Source organism: Microbacterium wangyouchuni (assembly GCF_051546305.1).
Lineage (GTDB): Bacteria > Actinomycetota > Actinomycetes > Actinomycetales > Microbacteriaceae > Microbacterium.
The window spans coordinates 229322-250048 of the sequence record NZ_JBPTMA010000001.1 but is presented as its reverse complement, the minus strand read 5'-3'; the positions used below and the strand labels follow the sequence as shown (position 1 = coordinate 250048).

Here is a 20727-nt window from a genome sequence, read left to right as displayed (position 1 = left end):
CGCCGTGCTCGTGCCGTCGTCCCGCTCGACGCGCCACGTCTGTTCGCTGTCGACGTGCACCCGAACGACGCGATCATCGCAGCACGGCGGCGCCCCTCCCCGCCCGACGTAGACGCCAGCCACCGTAAGCACTCGAACGAGCGCGTTCACGTCCAATCCGGGTAGTGCTCCCTGACGTACTCGTCCGTGTAGCCCCTTCGGATAGGAAGCGAATGCCCATAGTGCAGCAGTTCGTTCAACTGCTTCTTCGTGCGTACTTCCTTGTAAAGCTGACCTGTGGCCGCGACTCAAGAACGTGAAACCGGCTGCAGCAATGGGTTCCGACATTCATCCCTGGGGGTGATGGTGCTCTAGGCGACCATCACCTCGGATGCTCCGGCGCGGGCTGCGCGTGAACTGCTGGCGAGACCGCTGTCGCCCCAGGAATCGACAACCAGCGCTTGGCGCGAGTCCCCACACTCGCCGCCGACGCCGCACCACTGCGACCCGTTACTCTCATCTTGAGGCACGCAGGATTCTAGCCAACGCGCCTCAATCACTCGACGGCGAGCAGGGGGAGCGATTACGCATGGCGCAACGCAACGACGGAACCGAAGTTCCACATTCCGAGGCGCTTCAGCAGTGGGCAGCCGTTGCATATGAAGAACTCAAGAGAGTTGCCGGAACTTATAACAAGGTCATCAGCTACGCAGGTTTGAGGACGGTGCTCCATGAGGAAACTGGCCTCACCACCGGCATGCTCATGCAGAACTGGATTGGCGGCGTTCTCGAGATCGCGGCCCAACGAGCTGCGGATGCGAACGAGCCACCTCTCACCTCACTATGCGTTCGTGGGGATGGCACTATCGGCGATGGCTACATGCGCGCGCCCAAGGCCGTAGCGCCGAGCAGCACCAGCGACGTCGAACAGCTAGCAGCCGAACACCGGTTGCTTTGCTATGCGGCGTTCGCGACAGACATGCCAGCCGACGGCGGCACACCGATGCTCCCGCCGGAGGTGGCGCTGCGGCGACGCGCACAAGGAGCAGATGCGGCCTCGGACGCTTGGCTCGACGAACTCATCGCGACGGGCGAGCTTTCCGCCCGCGACCCGATCCCGTTTCGCACTCACCTTGAAGTCGCCAAGCTTTTCGGCCGTAGTTACAAAGGCCACCAGACCGCAACATTTCAGCTAGATGAGTCAACGGAAGTCTGGTTTCCCAAGATGTACCCGAACGGCGACTGGAGAAACACTTTGTCTGACGACGGCGAGGTGATCACGATGCAGCATATTCAAGGCGGTAAGTACGGCGGCGTCATGGAGACCGACCCCATCCGCGAGTACGTGATCACATTCGGGCACGCCAAGCCGGCAGCCGGGCCTCGGTTCTATACCTTCCTTGGCGTCTTCGAGGGTGCACCTCAGCTCTCAGATCGCACGCGTTGGGTGCATCAGCGAGTCGCGGACACTGTCTACTTTGACGGCGAGGGAGACTTCTCATTCAGTCCCAACCGCTCGCGGCCGGTGCAGGACGACCAAGTAGCTGAAGCCGCCGACACGGATCCACAGATGGTCGTGACATTTCAAAAGCAGCTTGACGCTCGCTCGTACGCTGTCGAAGACAAACACAGCACGGCAAAGTCCCGCGGCAGTGCGCAAGCGGTTTTCGCAAAAGCCGTCAAGAACAATTACGGCTGGGAATGCGCGGTGACGGGCATCAAGACTCGTGCATTTCTTGTGGCATCGCACATCGTGCCTTGGAGCGAAGATCAGCAGATCCGTCTCGACCCGAGCAACGGGATCTGCCTCTCGACCTTCGTAGACCGCGCGTTCGACGCGGGGTTTCTGAGCATCACTCCGGAGGGCCGAACTGCGGTGCGGTGGGACAAGGTCGAGGGTGACCCGATCTTGAAGTTGGAGCTCTCCAAGATTGACGACGTGGAGGTCTTCAGGCCCCCGACCGCACCTCCGGACCCCGCAAAACTGGCCAGGCGCTTGGAGCTAGGTTACTGAGCGCACTCAGTTCGGAATCACCACACACCGATACCGCGCGCGGGTGAGCCCCACGTAGAGCAGGTCGAACCAGTCGAGACCTTCGCGGCGCACGAAGGCCAGTCCGTCGTCGCCGATGTCCGTGAGGATGACGGCCTCGGCATCCAATCCCTTGTACTTGAAGATCGATCCCCAGCGGACGCGGCCGTGGGGAAGCTTCGGCATCGCCGGCGCGGCTGGGGTCTGTGGGGAAGCGACATCGATGGTCAGGTCGGTGGATGCAACATCCACCGGGCCGAGGTTGGCGGCATCCGTTTCCACCTTGAGCCGCTCACGCAGCCAGCGTTCTTCCTTGCTGAAGTGCTCGGCTGCCAGCAGCTTGCCGACGAGTGAGTTTCGTCCGCCGAATGGGCTGAGGATCACGATGTCGTGCGGCTGATGATGCTCGAGCAGTTCCTTCAGTGCTTTGGTGAGCGCACTCGATGCGTCCGCCCCATCCGACACCTTCTTTACCGTCAGCGGAGCGTCGATCGTCGACGTCACACGATGTCCGCGGTATCCAAACTTGCGTGACAGCAGCTCTTCAGCGGATGCCGTCAGCGCACTCACCTGACGCAGGCCGCGGCGAAGCGCAACGTGAGCGAGATCGGGAACGTGCTGGCGAGCGACTTCATATGGGTCGACGTGCGCATCAGCCGGGCGGAGGATCTGCTGCCGGGCATCGCCTGCGAACGCGAGCTTCGTTCCGTGGGCAGAGCCGGTGCCGGCGAGCGCGAAGAGCACCTCGAGCACGGCAGGGAATCCGGCGATGTCTTGGAACTCGTCCACGCTCGCGTTGCTTTGCCTACTGAGCGCAACGAACTTAATACTTGGACACCATGAAGAACGGAGTGTCCGTAAATGTCTGAGGCTGATGAAAAGCTGACGAAGCGAACCGCGAGCGTTAAAGCAACGGCTGCTATACTCGGCAGGTTACGGCAGACTCGATTCGACGATAGTCGGCTTTGCCGGCACCGAGTCAAGCTATGAACCGCCAGGTAACAGTTTGAGGACCGCGCTACACATTACGAGCGCGACAGCGTTATGGAGATCAGACATGTCGACGTATACGATGGGCGAGCTCTTCTCGGGCCCCGGCGGCATCGCTTGGGGCGCCCACGAGGCAGCTCGGGAGGTGGGCGTCGACCTACGTCACACCTGGGCAAATGATTATGATTCCAGCACTTGCGAAACTTACAGGGCCAACATTCCCGGTGCTACTCACCAATCGGTGATCCACGGTGACGTGCGGGATCTTGACGTTAAGAGCCTGCAATCTATCGAAGGCTTCGCGTTCGGTTTTCCTTGCAATGACTACAGCCTTCTGGGCGAGAGTAAGGGGCTCTCCGGCAAGTTCGGGCCGCTCTATCAACGAGGCGTCGACGTGCTCGACCATCACAGACCGGCGTGGTTCGTTGCGGAGAACGTGACCGGCCTCAAGAGCTCAAACGGCGGCGATGATTTCAAACATATTCTCGCCGAGTTGCGTAAGGCTGGGGCGGGTTACACGATCGTTCCGCATCTTTATCATTTCGAACAATACGGTGTCCCGCAACGCCGCCACCGCATCATCATCGTGGGCATTGCAGAGGGAATACCTGCGCAGTTCAAGGTTCCCGCGCCAACCCACCCGAAGCCAGACGATTGGGTGAGCGTCAGCACTGCGCTCGCGAATATTCCGACGCACCTTCCGAACCAGGAGCGCACTCGGCAGTCGAAGACAGTCATCCGTAGGCTCGAGCAGATCCGTCCGGGCCAGAATGCTTTCAACGCCACCTTGGATGATGATCTAAGGCTGAACGTCAAGGGCGCGACGCTGAGCCAGATCTACCGACGGTTACACCCCGGTAAACCGTCATACACAATCACCGGCTCGGGCGGCGGCGGAACGCACGGATACCATTGGGACGAACCTCGGGCGCTGACGAATCGTGAGCGAGCCCGCATCCAGACCTTCGACGACAACTTCGTGTTCCGGGGGACGAAGGAGAGCGTGCGCAAGCAGATCGGAATGGCGGTTCCCCCCGCAGGGGCCAAAGTCATTTTCCGCGCACTGTTTCAGACCCTGACGGGAACGCCGTACGACTGGGTTCCAGCGAATCTGACGCCAAGTGGCGAGCCCGTCAAACGGCGTGCGCTCGCGGAGAAAATTATCAGCTGACCAGTCACAGAGCCGTCTACCTCGGATCGCGAATGTGCATGCGAGAGCATTACCATGCCGGCGGGCCAGCCTGACGAAACAACGGCGCCACGTGCGCGAAGAATGTCCCTGGGGCACGATAGCGTCGTATCAGCGCTTAGCTGCGCAGTGGATTGTCGACCCGCTATGTGGAGGAGTTGCTGTGGCAAAGATACCGTCCGCCGTTGAGATCGTCTTTGGCCAGTTCGTCAAAAACATGTCCCGAGAGGATGCTCTACGGCAGACCAAGGCGACTCTAGAGAGCCTTCCAGGGATCGATTTCCATCTCGCGGAGCTGGAAGTCGAACACAAACAGAAAGTGCTTCAGCGCACGAAGCTCACCGAGATCGGAACTGCACGCAAACGCGATCTGCACGAACTCGGTTGGTACTCCGGGGTCGGGGATGATGGAGCGTGGGGGCCTCTCCGGGAGCGTATGCGCTCCAGTATCGGCGATGCAGTGATCTCAGTTGATCGTTCGACCGAGGAGATCATGGCGTCGATTGCGGAGCCACGCGTGGACCACGATAAACGCCTGGGCCTCGTGATCGGAAACGTGCAATCTGGCAAAACAGCAAACTTCGCTGCAGTCGCAGCAAAAGCCCTAGACAGCGGGTACAAGTTCGTCCTCGTCCTGTCGGGCGTGCATAACAATCTGCGAAAGCAGACGCAGGAGCGCCTCGAGCGGGATCTCGGCCTAGAGAATGATCCTTCATCTTGGTACAAGCTCACAGGCGTTCAGGGCGACTTTGGCACAGAGAGCTCAGTGAACGCGAGCTCGATCGTGGCAAACCATGATCGAATCCTCGCGGTAGTGAAGAAGAACGGCGGGCGCTTGCGGAATGTGCTCCAGTTCCTCCGCAAAATCGATGCGGACACGATGCGCGACACTCCGTTCCTCATCATCGACGACGAGTCAGATCAAGCAACTCCAGATGCTTCAGCGAAGCTCGAGGATGATCCGACGGCCATCAATAAGCTGATGAAGCAGATCTGGGCCGAGCTTCGGAACGGCACATACATCGGGTACACGGCGACACCGTTCGCTAATGTGCTCATGAACCCCAACTCGGACAGCGAACTACTCCAAGAGTTGTATCCGCGCGAGTTCATTCACGTGATGCCTACACCAAAAACCTACTTTGGTGCAGAACGTATCTTCGGGCTCAACGACTTCGATTCCGAGGAACGAGACGCGGAGGTACCCGACGTAATTCGGCCAATCCCGGGCGGCGAGCTTGCACAGCTGGTCCCAAAGGGAAGAGATCTCTCAGGGTTCACGCCGGCGGTAACCAAATCTCTTGGTGATGCGATTCGCTGGTTCATCGTGGCATGCGCAGTTCGTCGGTTGCGGGGGCAACAAAAGAAGCACTCGACCATGCTCATCCACACGACTCATCGCATCGATCCGCATTTCGCGACACGTGACGTAGTTGAGGCATACCTCGAGCCATTGCGTCAGCTAGCGCTGGATGGCGATGTCGAGGAATTTCGGGAGATATTCCGAGAGGAGATCAACAGAGCTGCGGGATTATACACGGGAGACGGCATTGCGCCGACCTGGCCTCGCATCCGCGAGGAAATTCCCAATGTCCTTCGCGTTCTCAAGCTCTCCGTCGATAACGGACGCGCTGAAGAAAGTGACCGACTCTCCTACGGCGAGCTCCCGCAGACCGTGATCGTTATTGGCGGCGGCACGCTTTCGAGAGGACTCACGCTCGAGGGTCTTTTCGTATCGTTCTTCACTCGCACGTCGAATACATATGACACCTTGCTCCAGATGGGGCGCTGGTTCGGGTATCGGATCGGTTATGAGGATCTTCAACGCATCTGGCTGAGCCCGGGCCTCGAAGAGGACTACCGCTTCCTCGCAACCGTTGAAAGCGACCTTCGAGCCGATGTGGCGCGCATGACGGCAGCAGGCGACAGACCGGCAGATATCGGCGTTCGCGTGTTGCTCCACCCCGGGCGGCTTCAAGTGACGAGCCCGGCGAAGATGAAGCATGCTAAGACTGTCGAGGCCGATTTCGAGGGATACAGACTTCAGACCACTCGTTTCGATGTCTCGTCCGGAGAAGCGCTCGACAAGAACGCCCGCGCGGCCGAAGCGTTGTTCGCGCACATCGCTTCCTATCGCTCGCCGGCGGCCCCGACACTATTCGAAAACGTTCCTCTCAAAGCGCTCACGCCGTTCTTCCGAGAAGTGGATATCCACGAGCAGTTCCGCAAGATATTCCATGATGCGGTTGCATGGACGGAAGAAAAATTGCCCGATACCGGCTGGAATGTATTCGTCCCAGCCGAAGGAAGAGGCCCAGACTTCATCAATATCGCTGGCACGCAGGTGAACGCGCTACGCCGCACGCCAATCCGAACTCATCCCGAGACGTTGCGGTCTTCTGGCGAGATCAACATTCGTGCACTGATGGCCGCGAACGATATAGTCGCGGATCTGCGAGCGCAGGGCAAAACCCCACACGGCGTTTCGCTTCGAGCGATGTCGAACGACGACCAGTACACGTGGCGCAGAGCTCGTGACGGCGGTTCTGGCCGCGGGCTTCTTGTTATCTACCCCATCAGTCGCCACTCGCAATCCACGAGCGAAGAACGCATGCCGATGGCGGATGCACTCAGTGCCATCGATGATCGCCTGATCGACGCCGAACGACCTCCATTGATTGGTTTTGCGATGATCGCCCCGACAGATATCGAAAATAGGCTGAAGTCGAAGGGAACAAAGATCGCTGTTGTTCCGACCTACAGCGACAGCGACGACATTGCCGAAGAGGTCGTCTCCGACAATGAGCGTGACTTTCAGGGCGAAATGTCATGAGATCCGCTTCCGACATTCTCGCCGAGGCCCGTATCATGGGTGCACAGCTGACCGACAACGAGGCGAGCGTGGTTCTCGCCTCAGAAGACACGTTCCCGCGCGCGTGGCTTGGGTACCAGAGTGACGGTACGCCTGCTGCGTACTTCGAGAATGGCCAAGAATCGGAGGTATCTTTCTCCGTTAGTCAGGTCATCAGCGTCCACGGAACCCTCGTAAAGACGGATTTGACCCGTGGGTTAGCGATCCCCGCCGTGAAAGTTACTTGTCACGATCAGAAGCTTGACCAAGTTTTCTACGCTTTTATCGACGAAGTGCGTGAACGCATTTCACTCGGCGCTGATGCGCTCGAAGTGATTGAAGCTTCGGCGTCTGAATGGCGGAGCCTTTTACAAGTGGCGACAACGCCTCTCACAGGGAATGCGGCAGCCGGGATTTTTGGCGAATTGCGATTCTTAGAAGCGGCAGTGATCGAGCTCGGGGCCAATGCCGTGGAAATCTGGCAACGATCCCCCCAGGAAATACATGATTTCATTGGATCTCACGCACGCGTCGAGGTTAAGTCCTCTACGTTCCAGACGCGGTCAGCCGTAACCATTCATGGCCTCCGGCAACTTGAGCCTCCTGGCACGGGCACGTTGACGCTTGCGGTCGCCGAGATTCAGAAGCACGGTTCGGAGTCCATCGACGACGTCGTAGCCCGGCTTCGTGAGCGCGGCGTAAGCAGCGCGATCCTCACAGAAAAGCTACGCGATTCCGGGTACGTCACTGGTATGCCCGGATCCGAGAGTCTCGCGTTTGATCTCCTCTCCTGGCGTTTCTGGGAGGTCACGTCAGACTCCGTCGTGCTGAACCGTTCTGCGCTAGCAGTTGAGATCGCCGACGCAGTCTCTTCGTTGTCCTATTTGCTCAGTCTCAGCGTTCTCGGCGCTTCCGCAGAGGCATTCGACTTTCAACGATTCAACGGCAATGGGACCGGAGCATCGTGATGCTTCCGACTCTAGAACGCTATTCGAAGTTGCGACGAGCAGGCGATCAAACCAGCGGCGGCAGGGGAAAGCTCCTCCGGCCCACGAGCGCGCTGTCACGCATCGAGTTGTTAGTACGCGAGACATTACAAAACTCATGGGACGCGAAGGATCCAGAGTGGACTCCCGCATACGGCGTGCGTATCTATGAAATGGAGGCGGAAGCTCAGCGTGTTCTCCGAGACTCCGTGTTTACAGCGCTACCAGAATCACTGGCAGCTCTCAGCGACAGCCTCCGCGCTCCCGGCGTACGGGCCATTGAGATTTATGACCGCGGTACCCATGGGTTGAACGGTCCTTACCGCGCTTCTGAACCTGGTGACCCTAACAACTTCACATCATTCGTCTTTGACATTGGAACCACCAAATCGTCAGAGACCTCGGGAGGCACGTACGGATTCGGAAAAACGGCGACGTTTGAAGTCTCCAACGCCCACAGTGTCGTCTACTGGTCACGTTGCCGCGGTACTGACGGTAATATCGAGCACCGTTTGATCGCTAGTACGCTCCACGAGCCGTATGTGCATGCCGGCGCAAGGTACACGGGCGCACACTGGTGGGGAGTCCTCGAAGGCGAGGAAGATATTCTCCCGGTTCGCGGCGAGGCCGCGCGTCGACTCGGTGAAGCGATATTCCGGACTCACTTCGGAGATGCTGAGGATGGAGATCCCGAGACGGGAACGTCAATTCTCGTGATCGACCCGATCATCGCCTACTCGACGGACGGACAGGAGATGCGCGAGGCTGTATCCGTGCGCACCGAACTTCACGAGGGCGCGTTGCTTCGACAAGTTACCGACGCACTGGCCTACAGTGCGTGGCCAAAAGTGGTTCCGACCAGCGAAGACAACGACCCAATGCTCATCGGGCTTTATGAGAACCGGGTCAGACACGACGTGAAGACCGACATTCTGGAAAAGTACGCAGAGTACGCTTCTGCACTCACACAGATCCGCAGGGAACAAGGCGAGCTCCATGACGACTTTTCGCTACCTGAGCCTGACGGAGTTATCCGACGACGTACGTTCGCTATCACACTTCGACGGCCGCGTAGCGGGACGGACAACGTCTCTACACTGTTCGGCGCTCGTGCGAGCGCGACGGTCGGCCACCTCCATCTAATAGAGAGCGTCAAGGTCACCGGCACGCGGAGCACTGCTCCATCGAATGCTCTTTGTCTGATGAGGCATGAAGCCGAGCTGGTAGTGCGCTACGACCGTATCGTCGATGAAGAAGACGAGTTGCTTCAGTGGCACGGCGTGTTCAAACCGACCAAAGAGTTCGACAGGCACTTCCGTGAAGCCGAACCACCGACGCACGACCGTTGGACGCCAGACTCGGCGGAGAGCGAAGAGTCCAGATATATCGTGAAGAAGACGCTGGAGCATCTCAAGAGCAAGACTCGTGCGTTTCTCAGCGAAAGTCGGTCACAAGAAGCGCACGTACAGCGAAACTCGGTCAGGAATGTCGCAATCGCACTTCGTAGCTTCGTACCGTTTGGATCCGCGACGCCAACGCAAGAAGATGCGGCGGTACCTCGTCGCCGCGAACGGCGCGGCGAGGTACGTTCAGGCGGGCAACGAAGCAATGTCCAAATCCTGCAAGCGCAAGCGCTATCCGGTGGCGCCGGGCAAGCATTGGAGCTTCTCGTGGAGTCACGAAACGGCGGAAGGTTGCGCGTATATGCATCCATTTACGCACTAACTGCGGACGGAAGACTCCCGCTAAATGCGGACGAGGCATCAGTCGAATGGCTGCGCGACGGCGCAACATTCGCCACGGGTTCGAAGTGCTTGGTTGAATCCGGCCAGAAGCTACAGATGCTGATCCGTACCCGTGTCGCTGCGGCGTTGGAAGTCGGATTCGAAAGCGAGATCATCGAGTGACTACGAGGCGGCTATACCCTTTTCCGCGGCTGATACCAAGTGACGTCGTATGGCTCGGTTGGTCGGCGAGTCTCGATGACGACCCCATAGAAATCGATGACCTGGCTGATCGTTGGGATGCAAACTCGAAAATTACATTCAAAGTGTCTGCACGGGTCAACCGGACCGCGATGGAGGCGTTGGGCTCAACCGAGCCTGCCCTCACCATGACGGTGGCTTGCGCGGACACAGCCTATTGTGTCTCGACAGACACGCTGATTTCTGGGAGCGAAGAGATAGTCTCGGCCACGGTCTCTGTGGACATCAGCGGGCACAACGTTTCCCAGATTATCGATCTTCGCGCTGACGTCATCGGCAAAGACGATAATGAAGCGTGGCTGAGCCGACGGATTCTCGCTCAAGGCCCGCAGCTGAGAGTGCCCCTCGACTCCGATCTGATCGGCTTCCCTACATCGAGCTCTTCCTTCGAAGCGCGCGGTCTGCCTGCCGCGGGCTGGCGGCTTCGCGTCACTGCTGATTCACTTGAGGCGCCGTTCGTACACTCAGTGCACCTCGAGTTGAACGTTGACTACCCCGCCGTTCGTCGATTAATCGCCAACCGGCCAGACTCTGCGACAGACGCAGAGCTGAACGCGTCCATCACCCGAGTCCTGATCGCGACAGTGTCCCGCCTGTGGGGTGATGGAGATGCCCGGCTTGAGGACATCGCCGCCGAGCATCCTGATTCCATCACGGCAGCTGCTCAGCGTGCGGCGGAACAACGCGCGGCCCTGTCTATCTCCGAGGCTGTGAAGCAGTTCCGACTACGGCCAGAGGCACTCGAGTATGCGATCGCTTCACGGCAAAGGATTCTGAGCAGATGACTATGGCCAGCCTGCGACACGTCCCCCGATTGGACCAGAGCCGGGCAGCTGAGGCTCGCCGCATGCTCTTCCGTAGCAACGTCGAAGACATCGCGTTCGACGCTGGATCTCTCGAGGAGGCGCTTCAAGACGCACGCGCATTCCCCCCCACTGGAGGTACACGATTCACTCTGACTGAACTCCTCAGCCTGCGTCAGCAGCTATTGGAGGCTTCAGCTCTAGCCGACAACGCCGGGGTGTCCGAACACTACGCAATTTTTGATCTTGAAATTGGACGCGTTTTCGAACAATTCGGCCGCGAGACTCATGGCGACTTCGGCAATCCCCAAGTGTGGGATTTTCTGACGCTCGTTCTGGTACCAGATCTCGCCGCCCGACGGCTCGGAGGGCTGATCGGTTCTCCGTCAGAGAAAGTGTCGGTGTTCAAACGCATAACAGGCGGAGACCGCCGGCACATCTTCCAGAAGCTGTGGAAACGATGGCGCGTGTTCGGACCCGACATCGTGGACTCTGGCCAGCTGACGGAGGACGACTATGTCGCGACTCTCGAACGCCGCATAACTTTAGAACGACGACAACTAGCTCGGCGCGTCGCGGGTGCAATCATCGAATCCGGCTACACCGGAAGCGCGCGCCGAATGTATGCGCGCACGTTCATGCGGAATTTACAACAAGTTTCCGGATTGGTTCGAATCCGCGACGATGATGCCGATTCTGTCAGAACGATTGTCACCCATGTGCATCAGCAAACGTTGCTTGCGCTGGGCTAGGGGCACAAGCAGATCTACAACGTTTACCGACTCGACGGACATCCGGGCTGGAGTCATGGTGTGAGTTCTCCGGCAACGAGGAGCAAGCGGAGGCGGTACGGTAGTTTTCACGGTTTCGGTTGCTTCGTGTGAGGCAACCTCACAGCTCGATGATTCCGTTGGGGGCTTCAGTCCATCCGCTGTGCGCTCGGCCCGGAGCGCCCGGGATCAGCTCGAACCGTCGTCCAGAAGTTTTCCTGCGCCGGTCGCCATCGTGAAAGTGCCGCGTGCGGCCGAATATACACACCCCTGCTACGGTCACTCACATGCCCACCCCCGCAACCCTCGCCGCCCTCCGCGCGTTCGTCGCCGAGCGCGATTGGGACCAATTCCACTCCCCGGAGAACCTCGCGAAAAGCATCTCGATCGAGTCGGCGGAACTCTTGGAGCTGTACCAGTGGGGTGGAACGCCTGATCAGCGACGGGTGGAAGAGGAGCTCGCGGACGTCGTCACCTACTGCATCCACCTCGCGGGCAAGATCGGCGTCGACCTCGACGAGATCGTCATGCGCAAGCTCGAATCCACGCGTGCGAAGTACCCCGTCGAGCTCGCGAAGGGCCGCATGACGAAATACACGGAACTCACTGCGGAGCCTGAGGGGGAGGAATGACGAGCTTCAGCATCGAACACCTCGCCTTCGAACGCGGCGCGGTTGACGGCTGGGCGCGCAGCGACCCGTCCCACACCAACTGGCCCGTCGTCTATGTGATCGACGGTGCTGAGCAGCGCAAGACTCCCGGCGTCTACGTGGGCGAGACGGTCAGCACCGCAACGCGCATGCGTCAGCACCTCGCCGGCTCGAAGAAGAACGAAGGCCTGGAATCGATCCGCGTCGTGATCGACGAGCGCTTCAACAAGTCCGTCTGTCTCGACCTCGAATCGCACCTGATCCGTTGGTTCCACGGCGACGGCCGCTACGACATCCTCAACGGAAACGACGGGCTCACCGACGCCCAGTACTACGACCGCGATCTCTATCGCGAGTCTTTCCGCGACGTGTTCGAAGCTCTCCGAGCCGAGGGCCTCTTCTCGCGCAGCATCCCGCAGATCGAGAACTCAGACCTCTTCAAGCTCTCCCCGTTCAAAGCACTCAACGACGACCAGGCCGTTGCGATCACCGACATCGTCGAGGGTCTGCTCGACGATCTGCAGCATCCGGATGCCACCTCGACGCTCGTCGTGCAGGGCAACCCCGGCACAGGCAAGACGATCATCGCGATCTTCCTCATGAAACTGCTCGCCGATATCCGCGACTATCAGGACCACGACGACATCGAGTCTGATTCGATGTTTGCCGAGTTCTTCGTCCCCGAGAATCGCGAACTACTCGCCGATCTGCGCATGGCGCTCGTCATCCCTCAGCAATCGCTACGCGAATCGGTGAAGAAGGTGTTCAAGAAGACACCCCGACTGGATCCGAAGATGGTCCTCACCCCCTTCCAGGTCGGCGAATCGGATGCCGATTTCGACCTGGTCCTCGTCGATGAGACCCACCGGCTCGGACAGCGTGCGAACCAGGCATCCGGGGTGCAGAACAAGAAGTTCCGCGACATCAACGTTTCTCTGTTCGTCGAAGATGATCCGCGCTACACACAGCTCGACTGGATCAAAACGCGCAGCAAACACCAGTTGCTGCTCATCGACGGCGAACAGAGCGTGCGCCCGCACGACCTGTCCCCGACCATCCTCGGCGCCGAAGTCAGCCGCGCGAAGAATGCGCACCGCCACTACGCACTCACCACGCAGATGCGCGTGCAGGCCGGTGCCGACTACGTCGAATTCATCCGCGCGATGCTGCGCGGGGAGGATCCCGAGCGACCGGAGCTCGGCGACTACGACCTGAGGTTCTTCGACGATCTCGGGGAGATGCGCGCAGCGATCGTGGAGAAGAATGCCGCGGTTGGGCTGTCCCGACTGATCGCTGGGTATGCCTGGGACTGGGTGTCGAGAAAGAATCCGGATGCTTTCGACATCGACCTCGACGGTCAGCAACTGCGCTGGAACAGCACGGACAAAGACTGGATCAACTCGAAGAAGTCTCTTGATGAGGTCGGTTCGATCCACACGGTGCAGGGATACGACCTGAACTATGCGGGCGTCATCATCGGGTCGGATCTGCGAGTCGATCCCACCACCGGGCAGATCGCCGCGGACTGGGATGCCTATCGTGACAAGAAGGGCAAAGAAAACACCGGCCATCTCAAAGACGCGTTCGGTGACGAAGACCTGCTGGTGTTCATCCGAAACATCTACGGCGTTCTGCTGACGCGCGGGATGCTCGGCACCTACGTGTACGTGTGCGATCCGGGACTGCGGGAGCGAATGCGCGAGTACCTGTCTTGATTCTTGACCACGGCGACGGATGAGGCTGTCCCCGAACAGATTCGGGCTAGCCAGTTGGAGTCGCGCCGGGCGCTACTTACGTTGCGATGATTCAGGCCATTGACGGTGACACCTACTCGGACTTCACCCGAACGTCCCACTCCGGTGCGAGAATGCCGCCATGAAGCTCTCCGAGCTCATAACTACTTGCGAGGATGACCCGCCCTGACTCAACGACCGCTCGGCGCTGCTGTCGGTGGTCGACCGTAGGATGCCGTCATGCATGCCGGAACCGCTCTACGAGGACTCATGACCGCGATCGACGAGAAGCGGTGGGATGACCTCGAGTCATTCCTGCATCCTGAGTTCCTCTGCCGGTACGTGCACACCGGTGAGTCGTTCGGACGCGCCGAGTGGATCCGGGTCAACCGTGGCTACCCCGGGTTCGCGCATCTGAAGGTCGAAGAACTCGTCGCGAGCCCAACCGAGGCCGCGTGCCGCTCCCACATCACCGGCCGCGATGACGCCGGCATCCAGCATTTCGAGTGCGCGAGCTTCGCCCGAATGCGTGACGGTCTCATCGTGCAGCTCACCGAGGTCTGGACGGATGTCGATCAGACGGCTCCGGCGGGAACTCGACCGGGCGGAGCCGGCGCCTAGCTCGTACTCTACCAGCGGCGCCAGCAGCGCCGCAGCTCAGTCGAGCACGGCGTCCGCCTCTACCTCGACGAGCACGTCCGGCTCAAACAGGTAGTTCACCCCGATGACAGACAGCGGCGGCAGCGGCTGCGGAATCCCGAGTTCTTCCACCACGCTCTCGAGCCCGCGCATGAAGTCTGGATACATCGTCTCGTCTGTGGGGATGACATACACCCGCAGTCGCACGACATCAGCGAAACTGGCTCCGGCACCCGCCAACCCGCGAGCGGTGTTGCGCAGCGCATGAGCGAGCTGGCCGGCCAGGTCACCGGGGAACAGCCGGTTGCCGTGCTCGTCGCGAGCGATCTGGCCAGACACCCTCACCTGGCGGCTTCCCGAGCTGACGGAGACGTGGTGGTACGGGACCGGCTGGAACATGCCCTCCGGGGTGATCAGTTCTACGGCCATGGGGTTACCTGCTTTCGCTCTCAATGATCAAGTAACCTTTTTATACCTAGTATTTGAAGGACACTTCAACGAAACTAGGTTTCATGGACGAAACCACCCTCAGCGTCGCTGGCCAGATCTCTGACGAGCACCGCGAGCTTCTGGACCAGGTGCTGGACAAGTGGTCACTCCTGATCCTCGACCGACTCTGCGAACGGCCCCGACGCTTCAATGAGCTGCGCAGAGCCATCCCCGCCGTCTCTCAGAAGTCGCTGACTACGGCTCTGCGTCGGCTGGAACGCAATGGGATGGTGACGCGCGTTGTCATCGAGACACGACCAATCGCCGTCGAATACCGGATCTCAGACCTCGGACAGACGCTGCAGGACCTCATCGACTCGTTGCTCGCGTGGACATCCGCTCACCTCGGAGATGTCAACCTGGCCCGGGAGCAGTTCGATGCCGAACATGACTCCGCTACCGGGTTGCGCTCGTAACCGCAGAGTCGTTCACTCCCGCTTGCTGAACACTCCGCGGAGCACCAGGTAAACCGCCACCGCGACGATGGCCACGACAGCGAGCTTGACGACGAACCAGAGAACACTGAACAGCACGCTGACGAGCGTCCATGCGATGATCACGGCGACGACGACACCGACGATGGTCCACACGCTGGTCTTGTTCATTCCTCCAGCGTAACGGCGCAGCATCTGCCGTTTCCTAGAGTCGACCGCGGTCGTGGCTCAGTACGCCGTCCGCGCCTCCGTGCTCAACCACCGCTCGAACGGCGCCGCCGCCTCACTGATCCGCAACGATTCCACCGGCACCGCCCACTCGGAACGCTCGGTCTCGAACAGGCGATAGAACGCAAGGTCATCGAAACCGCCGACTGCCGCATCGTGGCGATCGGCGGCGTAGACGACACGATCAACGCGCGCCCACAGCGACGCGGCCAGGCACATCGGGCACGGCTCGCACGATGAGTACAGCGTCGCGCCTTCCAGCGAGAAATCATGGACGCGCTGTCCCGCCGCGCGCAGCGCCATCACCTCAGCATGCGCACTGGGATCGTGATCCCGTGTGACTCTGTTCTGCCCCACGCCGATAATCTCGCCGTCGCGCACCACCAGGGCGCCGAAAGGGCCGCCGCCGTCGGCGACGCTATCGACCGCCAGCCTCACCGCCTGCTGCAAGAAGTCCTTGTCACGACCCGCAGTCTCGCGATCACCCTTGGCCGCTTCATCCACATCCGCATCCATGCCGACAGCGTAGCCCGCGCACTCGAGCGCTCCACCGACTGCCCCTCTCAGACTCGGCGCTTCTTCCCGATTCGCTTCGACCACCACACGACAAGCCAGATCGTCACCACGAATAGTGCGATCGTGGCCAGACCGGCGAAGACCAGACCGATGAGAACACCGGCGATGTCCAACCCCTGATCCTCATAGGCGGGCGCATCAATGACCTCCCGCCACAGGCCCCAGAACCACACCGTCAGCCAGCCCAGGCCCGCGGTGATGATCACCGATGCGGTGATGTTGACCCAGGGGTTGAAGATGACGCCGCCACGGACGGTGATTTTTCTGGGGTCCGGAGAGAAATCGTCTTCGGTGCGCATGACGTCCACGCTCGCACATCCAACGAGCATCGGCACGGGACACTTCGACAGGCTCAGTGACCGGGGAAGCGACAGGAGGGACAGGAAAAGGGCGCGGACCAGGGAAACCGGTCCGCGCCCTCCTTCAGCACTGTCAGGCGGTGCGGCGTCTCCATACGAAGATCGAGGCACCAGCCAGCATCAGCAGCAACGCGGCTCCGATGAGACCCAGCGGAACCGAGCTACCGGTCCTCGGCAGTTCGTTCACGCCCGGTGTACCCGGGTGCGCCGGGTCGACAGGCTCGTCGGCGCTGTCGTTCGGGGCGTCCGAGACCGGTGCCTCCGGCGTGGCGGGCTCAGACGGAACCTCAGCGTCGCCGCCGGTAGTCGGCTCTTCCGGTGTGACCGGCCCCTCGGGAGCGGTCGGCTCCGTCGGCGTGGTCGGCTCCTCCGGAGTGGTCGGCTCCGTCGGCGTGGTCGGCTCCGTCGGCGTGGTCGGCTCCTCGGGAGCGGTCGGCCCCTCGGGCGTACCAGGAACCTCAGGTTCCGTCGGCGTAGTCGGCTCCGTCGGCTCGACCGGCTCCACAGGTTCCGTCGGCTCCACAGGCTCCGTCGGCTCGACCGGCTCCACAGGCTCCGTCGGCTCCGTCGGCTCAACCGGCTCAACCGGCTCAACCGGCTCAACCGGCTCACGCACGATCACACCGGCATCCCAAGTGGGATCGATGCCCTCGGAGGCGCGAACATTCGCCCACTCGTACTCGTGAGTGAGTCGTGTGTTGTCCTCGCCGAGGACGATCGTCTGCGTCATCCCGGTCTCCGGGTCCGCATCCGAGTCCACGACGTCATCCGTGCCAGCATCCGCCTGCGTGAACACGTAGGTTTCCTGCTGCTCGTCGGTCAGCGTGAACTTGACCTCGTACTCACCCGCGGGCAGTTCGTCGAACAGGTAGCGACCGCGCTCGTCGGTCGTGGTGGTCGCGATGACATCGCCGTCCTGGATCAGTTCAACTGTGACGCCGGGCAGCACCTGCTCGTCGTCATCCTGCCGACCGTCTTTGTTCGCGTCGATCCAGGTCACGTCGCCGATGGCGTACGTCTTCTCCGGCTCGACCGTCTCGCCTGGCGTATTGTACAGCACGACGTCAGCAGAGGCGCCGCTCGCATCGACCGTGATCTGGCTCAGTTCGTCAGCCTTCTGGTATCCGGCCGGAGCGACATCTTCCCGCAGCCAGTAGCTGCCGACCTCGGCGACGACCGGGGTCTTGCCCTCGGCCGTGACGAGCTTGCCGTCGACCACACGCAGGTCGCTCAGCACGACCGTCTGCTGGTCATCCGCAAGTACCGAGAACCGAGCACCAGGGTCGGTGATCAGCTTCGCGGCATCCGTGCTGTCGCGCTTGAGCAGACTCAACGGATACTCGTTCGTCGGCGTGATCGTCGCCCCGACGGCGCCGATCCTGTTGGTGATGCCAACGTTCGCGTCATAGTCCGTGACCCGCACCTTGAAGTACAGCGCGAGCGTCTCACCACTGGTCAGGCGTCCCTTTTCCAGCGCGACAGTGTTGTTGTCGGCGTCGTAGGTGGCGGTGATATTCGAACCGGGGATTGCATACGAATCCCCACCGGTCGTCTTACCAGACTCCACGTCACCCGGGGCGACGAACCCGACGAACTCCACGCCCGAAGGAAGCACGTCGACGACGTCAGCGACCATGTTCGCGAACGTGCCGTGCGGCATGAGCTCAACGCGGTAGACGAAGTCGCTCTGCGTGAGAGCACCATCGGAGTCCAGTTCGGCCCGGAGGTTACCGGTGAACGCATCGTTCGCGGCGTCGTAGATGCGCTTGCGCACCTCCATCTCGTTGCCGAAGCTCGTCGCCCTGGTGCTGGAGCCCGAGGTGTAGACGATCTCCTGACCGGCACCCTCGTAGCGCGCCGTGTTGTCGATCTCGAGCGTCTGCTTGCCCTGCAGGACATGCGTCGGCAGGTCGATGGTGATGTTCCACGTGCCGGTGAACGGTGCGGCAGCGGATGCTCCCCACGAAGCATCCTTCGGGAACGCCGCATTCGGTGCGATCACCAGGTTGCCGTCACTGTCGAGCGACACATCGAAGGTGTCGCCGTCGAGCGGATAGTTCCAGTCATACATGCCGGTGATCGAAGCCTGGATAGCCGGCAGCGTCTCGTCGGTCACATCGAACACCGAGTGGTCGACGACATCGATGATTCTCGAGGATGCTGCATCCCCGACGCCTCGGCCGACAGTGAATGTGTACGGGATCGTCGTGGACGTACCCGAGGTCAGCGTGATCGCGCTGCCCGGGGTGGTCTTGTTAAACCGGTTCGGGTCGTCGACGCCGCCGGAGGTGTCCTTCGGGACGGTGATCTTCGTAGATGCCGACCGCGACTCGCGCTTGCCGCCCGCACCATAGGCGAACGAGACGCGGTTGTCGACGCGGTACTCGGTCACGTACTGCGTCTCGTGGCTCGAGCGCTGCGGAAGCGCGGCAATATTCGCGGCAGCTTTCAGCGTGTAGGACTTGGTGAGGTCCATGCCGAGGTTGACATACAGGATCTTGCCGTCGACAGCGTAGGTGTGCACGTACTCGTCCGCGAGGATGGCGTTGCCGATATTCCCCGTGAGCCCCTCAGCGGGAGCGAGCGTGATGACGTCGCCGTTCTGGTCGGTGAGGAGGAGGAACCCGTCCTCGTCTGCGCTCCAGGATGCCTCGGCGGGCAGGGTGTCGGTCATGATCACGTTGCGGTCGATCGCGAACGGACCGCCAGCGAAGTCAGCGAAGGCCGTGAAGTCGGCGCGCAGCGTATAGGTCACCGGGATGACATCGCCGAGGGTCGCACCGGCAGCGAGCTGCTCAGCGAGCTGGACAGCACTCGGGTTCACAGCCTTGCCGAAAGCGGCACCGTAGCCCGGGCGATCCAGGCCCTTGGCACTGCCCTGAATGCGCGTGCTCGTGGAGTGCTTCTGGTCGTTGATGTTCACCTGGTTGGTCAGTGCGACGGAGTAGTTGCCGCCGTTGACCTTGTCGACGCCGTCGTATGCCTTCTGCAGCTCAGCGCGGACCGCGTCGAGTGCCGCGGCATCCGCGATCTTCGCCGTGTAGGTGAACTTATATACGGAGTTCGCCTCGGCGGGGAAGGAGTGCGTGAAGCTCGCGCCGGAGATGGCGGGGAGAGCGTCGAGCGCCGTGGTGACGGGGTTGAGGTCGCTGGCGTCGCGGACGACCTTGGAGCCTTCCAGCGAGCCCTCGACGAACGCGAGGTTTGCGCCGAGGGTGTCGGTGATGGTCACGTCGCGCGCATCGGCACTGGAGACGGTAACCGTGTACGGGAATTCAACGTCCAGCGCGCGCTCGTCGATGACGACCGTGCCATCGACGACGGAGTGCGGGACCGAGACTCCCCCAACCGACTTGTTCGACCACGTGGTCGTCGACTGGGGCGACTCACCGGGTGCGACGACGATGACCTTCTGTGTGGTGGGCATGCCGTCCACATTCCACACGAGGTCGCGTTCCTCGGAGTTCTCGACCGCGTCGACCGTGAAGTTCAGATCGAGCACACCCTGGGCGATGTCCTCTGGGAACGGCTTGTTGAACGTCACCACGAGCTGGCCGTCGGCGTTGATACCGAGCGACTGGACGGCGGTATTCCCGGCGGGAACGCTCAGTGCAGCTTCGGGAATTGTGATTCCCTCCGGCAGCGTGATGGCGACGACGGCACCATCCGCCATGCGCGTGTAGCCGAGCTGGAGCGCATACGTGCCGCCCTCGGTCAGCACGGGCAGACCCCCGTGGTTGCTGCCGGATTCGACCGGATTTACAGTGACCTGGCCGTCAGCCGCGAACGCTGGAGTGCTCAGACCTCCCACAGCGAGCACGGCGACAAGGATCCCTGCCAACCAGTGCATGAATATGCGCGCACGCGAACGCGGCGCGATGGATTGCGACATCGACTTCTCCCAGAAGGCAAACAAAAAGAGGCGCGTATGGATATACGCGCCCCTGCGTCAGCGCCGCGGTCGCGGCGCTGGGTCGATGACCCCTGGGATTCGGGTTCCAGGACTCATCGTGCGAAGAAAAGAGTCTCCGCAT

Annotated in this window: 18 protein-coding genes; 11 read left to right on the top strand and 7 right to left on the bottom strand. The window is 60.9% G+C overall.

The window, feature by feature from the left end; genetic code table 11:
* Positions 1-350 precede the first annotated feature (350 nt).
* Positions 351-509, bottom strand: a complete 159-nt coding sequence (locus ACSS7Z_RS01240) for a hypothetical protein (RefSeq protein ID WP_438252604.1) — start codon at positions 507-509, stop codon at positions 351-353.
* Positions 510-568: 59 nt separating this feature from the next.
* Between ACSS7Z_RS01240 and ACSS7Z_RS01235 the strand changes: the two genes are divergently transcribed.
* A complete protein-coding gene (locus ACSS7Z_RS01235) occupies positions 569-1993 on the top strand; it encodes an HNH endonuclease (protein WP_438252603.1) in 1425 nt (474 codons plus the stop codon).
* 6 nt (positions 1994-1999) lie between these two features.
* Here the strand turns inward: ACSS7Z_RS01235 and ACSS7Z_RS01230 are convergent, their stop codons facing one another.
* The gene (locus tag ACSS7Z_RS01230; protein WP_438252602.1) at positions 2000-2800 is read right to left on the bottom strand and encodes a DEAD/DEAH box helicase; all 801 of its coding nucleotides are present in this window, start codon (positions 2798-2800) and stop codon (positions 2000-2002) included.
* A 268-nt stretch (positions 2801-3068) separates the two neighbouring features.
* On the opposite strand from ACSS7Z_RS01230, the gene ACSS7Z_RS01225 reads away from it, so the two are divergent.
* The 9 genes from ACSS7Z_RS01225 (at position 3069) to ACSS7Z_RS01185 (ending at position 14589) form a co-directional block, all read left to right on the top strand.
* Positions 3069-4172, top strand: coding sequence for a DNA cytosine methyltransferase (locus tag ACSS7Z_RS01225; RefSeq protein WP_438252601.1), 1104 nt, complete (start codon positions 3069-3071; stop codon positions 4170-4172).
* A gap of 181 nt (positions 4173-4353) precedes the next feature.
* A complete protein-coding gene (locus tag ACSS7Z_RS01220) occupies positions 4354-7023 on the top strand; it encodes a Z1 domain-containing protein (protein WP_438252600.1) in 2670 nt (889 codons plus the stop codon).
* On the top strand, positions 7020-8009 hold the full coding sequence (locus ACSS7Z_RS01215; RefSeq protein ID WP_438252599.1) for a PD-(D/E)XK motif protein: 990 nt from the start codon (positions 7020-7022) through the stop codon (positions 8007-8009). Before ACSS7Z_RS01220 ends, ACSS7Z_RS01215 begins: the two co-directional genes overlap by 4 nt.
* Positions 8006-9934, top strand: coding sequence for a hypothetical protein (locus tag ACSS7Z_RS01210; protein WP_438252598.1), 1929 nt, complete (start codon positions 8006-8008; stop codon positions 9932-9934). Before ACSS7Z_RS01215 ends, ACSS7Z_RS01210 begins: the two co-directional genes overlap by 4 nt.
* Positions 9935-10230: 296 nt before the next feature.
* Positions 10231-10797 (top strand): hypothetical protein, encoded by a 567-nt coding sequence (locus tag ACSS7Z_RS01205; protein WP_438252597.1) that lies wholly within the window; start codon positions 10231-10233, stop codon positions 10795-10797.
* Between the two features lie 62 nt (positions 10798-10859).
* On the top strand, positions 10860-11567 hold the full coding sequence (locus ACSS7Z_RS01200; protein ID WP_438252596.1) for a DUF6339 family protein: 708 nt from the start codon (positions 10860-10862) through the stop codon (positions 11565-11567).
* Positions 11568-11872: 305 nt separating this feature from the next.
* Complete coding sequence (locus ACSS7Z_RS01195; RefSeq protein WP_438252595.1) at positions 11873-12217, top strand: nucleotide pyrophosphohydrolase; 345 nt, start codon at positions 11873-11875, stop codon at positions 12215-12217.
* A complete protein-coding gene (locus tag ACSS7Z_RS01190) occupies positions 12214-13950 on the top strand; it encodes a DNA/RNA helicase domain-containing protein (RefSeq protein ID WP_438252594.1) in 1737 nt (578 codons plus the stop codon). Before ACSS7Z_RS01195 ends, ACSS7Z_RS01190 begins: the two co-directional genes overlap by 4 nt.
* Before the next feature lie 258 nt (positions 13951-14208).
* A complete protein-coding gene (locus tag ACSS7Z_RS01185) occupies positions 14209-14589 on the top strand; it encodes a nuclear transport factor 2 family protein (protein WP_438252593.1) in 381 nt (126 codons plus the stop codon).
* A 36-nt stretch (positions 14590-14625) separates the two neighbouring features.
* Here the strand turns inward: ACSS7Z_RS01185 and ACSS7Z_RS01180 are convergent, their stop codons facing one another.
* Positions 14626-15036, bottom strand: coding sequence for a RidA family protein (locus ACSS7Z_RS01180; RefSeq protein ID WP_438252592.1), 411 nt, complete (start codon positions 15034-15036; stop codon positions 14626-14628).
* Positions 15037-15119: 83 nt separating this feature from the next.
* Here ACSS7Z_RS01180 and ACSS7Z_RS01175 point away from each other — a divergent pair, with 83 nt between their 5' ends.
* Complete coding sequence (locus ACSS7Z_RS01175; protein WP_438252591.1) at positions 15120-15512, top strand: winged helix-turn-helix transcriptional regulator; 393 nt, start codon at positions 15120-15122, stop codon at positions 15510-15512.
* Positions 15513-15524: 12 nt separating this feature from the next.
* Here ACSS7Z_RS01175 and ACSS7Z_RS01170 read toward each other — a convergent pair whose 3' ends face one another.
* From ACSS7Z_RS01170 to ACSS7Z_RS01155, 4 genes are all read right to left on the bottom strand, one after another.
* Positions 15525-15701: a hypothetical protein gene (locus ACSS7Z_RS01170; RefSeq protein WP_438252590.1), complete on the bottom strand. Its 177-nt coding sequence runs from the start codon at positions 15699-15701 to the stop codon at positions 15525-15527.
* A gap of 57 nt (positions 15702-15758) precedes the next feature.
* Entirely contained in the window at positions 15759-16262 is a 504-nt protein-coding gene (locus tag ACSS7Z_RS01165; protein ID WP_438252589.1) for a nucleoside deaminase, read from the bottom strand.
* A 59-nt stretch (positions 16263-16321) separates the two neighbouring features.
* Positions 16322-16633, bottom strand: coding sequence for a hypothetical protein (locus tag ACSS7Z_RS01160; RefSeq protein WP_438252588.1), 312 nt, complete (start codon positions 16631-16633; stop codon positions 16322-16324).
* Positions 16634-16766: 133 nt separating this feature from the next.
* Positions 16767-20585 (bottom strand): SdrD B-like domain-containing protein, encoded by a 3819-nt coding sequence (locus ACSS7Z_RS01155; RefSeq protein WP_438252587.1) that lies wholly within the window; start codon positions 20583-20585, stop codon positions 16767-16769.
* Between the last annotated feature and the right edge of the window lie 142 nt (positions 20586-20727).

Bases quoted from the DNA above. Each gene is read 5' to 3' on its own strand.
- ACSS7Z_RS01185 (WP_438252593.1), top strand. From the start codon at position 14,209: ATGCATGCCGGAACCGCTCTACGAGGACTCATGACCGCGATCGACGAG.
- ACSS7Z_RS01175 (WP_438252591.1), top strand. From the start codon at position 15,120: ATGGACGAAACCACCCTCAGCGTCGCTGGCCAGATCTCTGACGAGCAC.
- ACSS7Z_RS01190 (WP_438252594.1), top strand. From the start codon at position 12,214: ATGACGAGCTTCAGCATCGAACACCTCGCCTTCGAACGCGGCGCGGTT.
- ACSS7Z_RS01235 (WP_438252603.1), top strand. From the start codon at position 569: ATGGCGCAACGCAACGACGGAACCGAAGTTCCACATTCCGAGGCGCTT.
- ACSS7Z_RS01200 (WP_438252596.1), top strand. From the start codon at position 10,860: ATGCTCTTCCGTAGCAACGTCGAAGACATCGCGTTCGACGCTGGATCT.
- ACSS7Z_RS01155 (WP_438252587.1), bottom strand. From the start codon at position 20,585: ATGTCGCAATCCATCGCGCCGCGTTCGCGTGCGCGCATATTCATGCAC.
- ACSS7Z_RS01170 (WP_438252590.1), bottom strand. From the start codon at position 15,701: ATGAACAAGACCAGCGTGTGGACCATCGTCGGTGTCGTCGTCGCCGTG.
- ACSS7Z_RS01160 (WP_438252588.1), bottom strand. From the start codon at position 16,633: ATGCGCACCGAAGACGATTTCTCTCCGGACCCCAGAAAAATCACCGTC.
- ACSS7Z_RS01195 (WP_438252595.1), top strand. From the start codon at position 11,873: ATGCCCACCCCCGCAACCCTCGCCGCCCTCCGCGCGTTCGTCGCCGAG.
- ACSS7Z_RS01180 (WP_438252592.1), bottom strand. From the start codon at position 15,036: ATGGCCGTAGAACTGATCACCCCGGAGGGCATGTTCCAGCCGGTCCCG.
- ACSS7Z_RS01225 (WP_438252601.1), top strand. From the start codon at position 3,069: ATGTCGACGTATACGATGGGCGAGCTCTTCTCGGGCCCCGGCGGCATC.
- ACSS7Z_RS01215 (WP_438252599.1), top strand. From the start codon at position 7,020: ATGAGATCCGCTTCCGACATTCTCGCCGAGGCCCGTATCATGGGTGCA.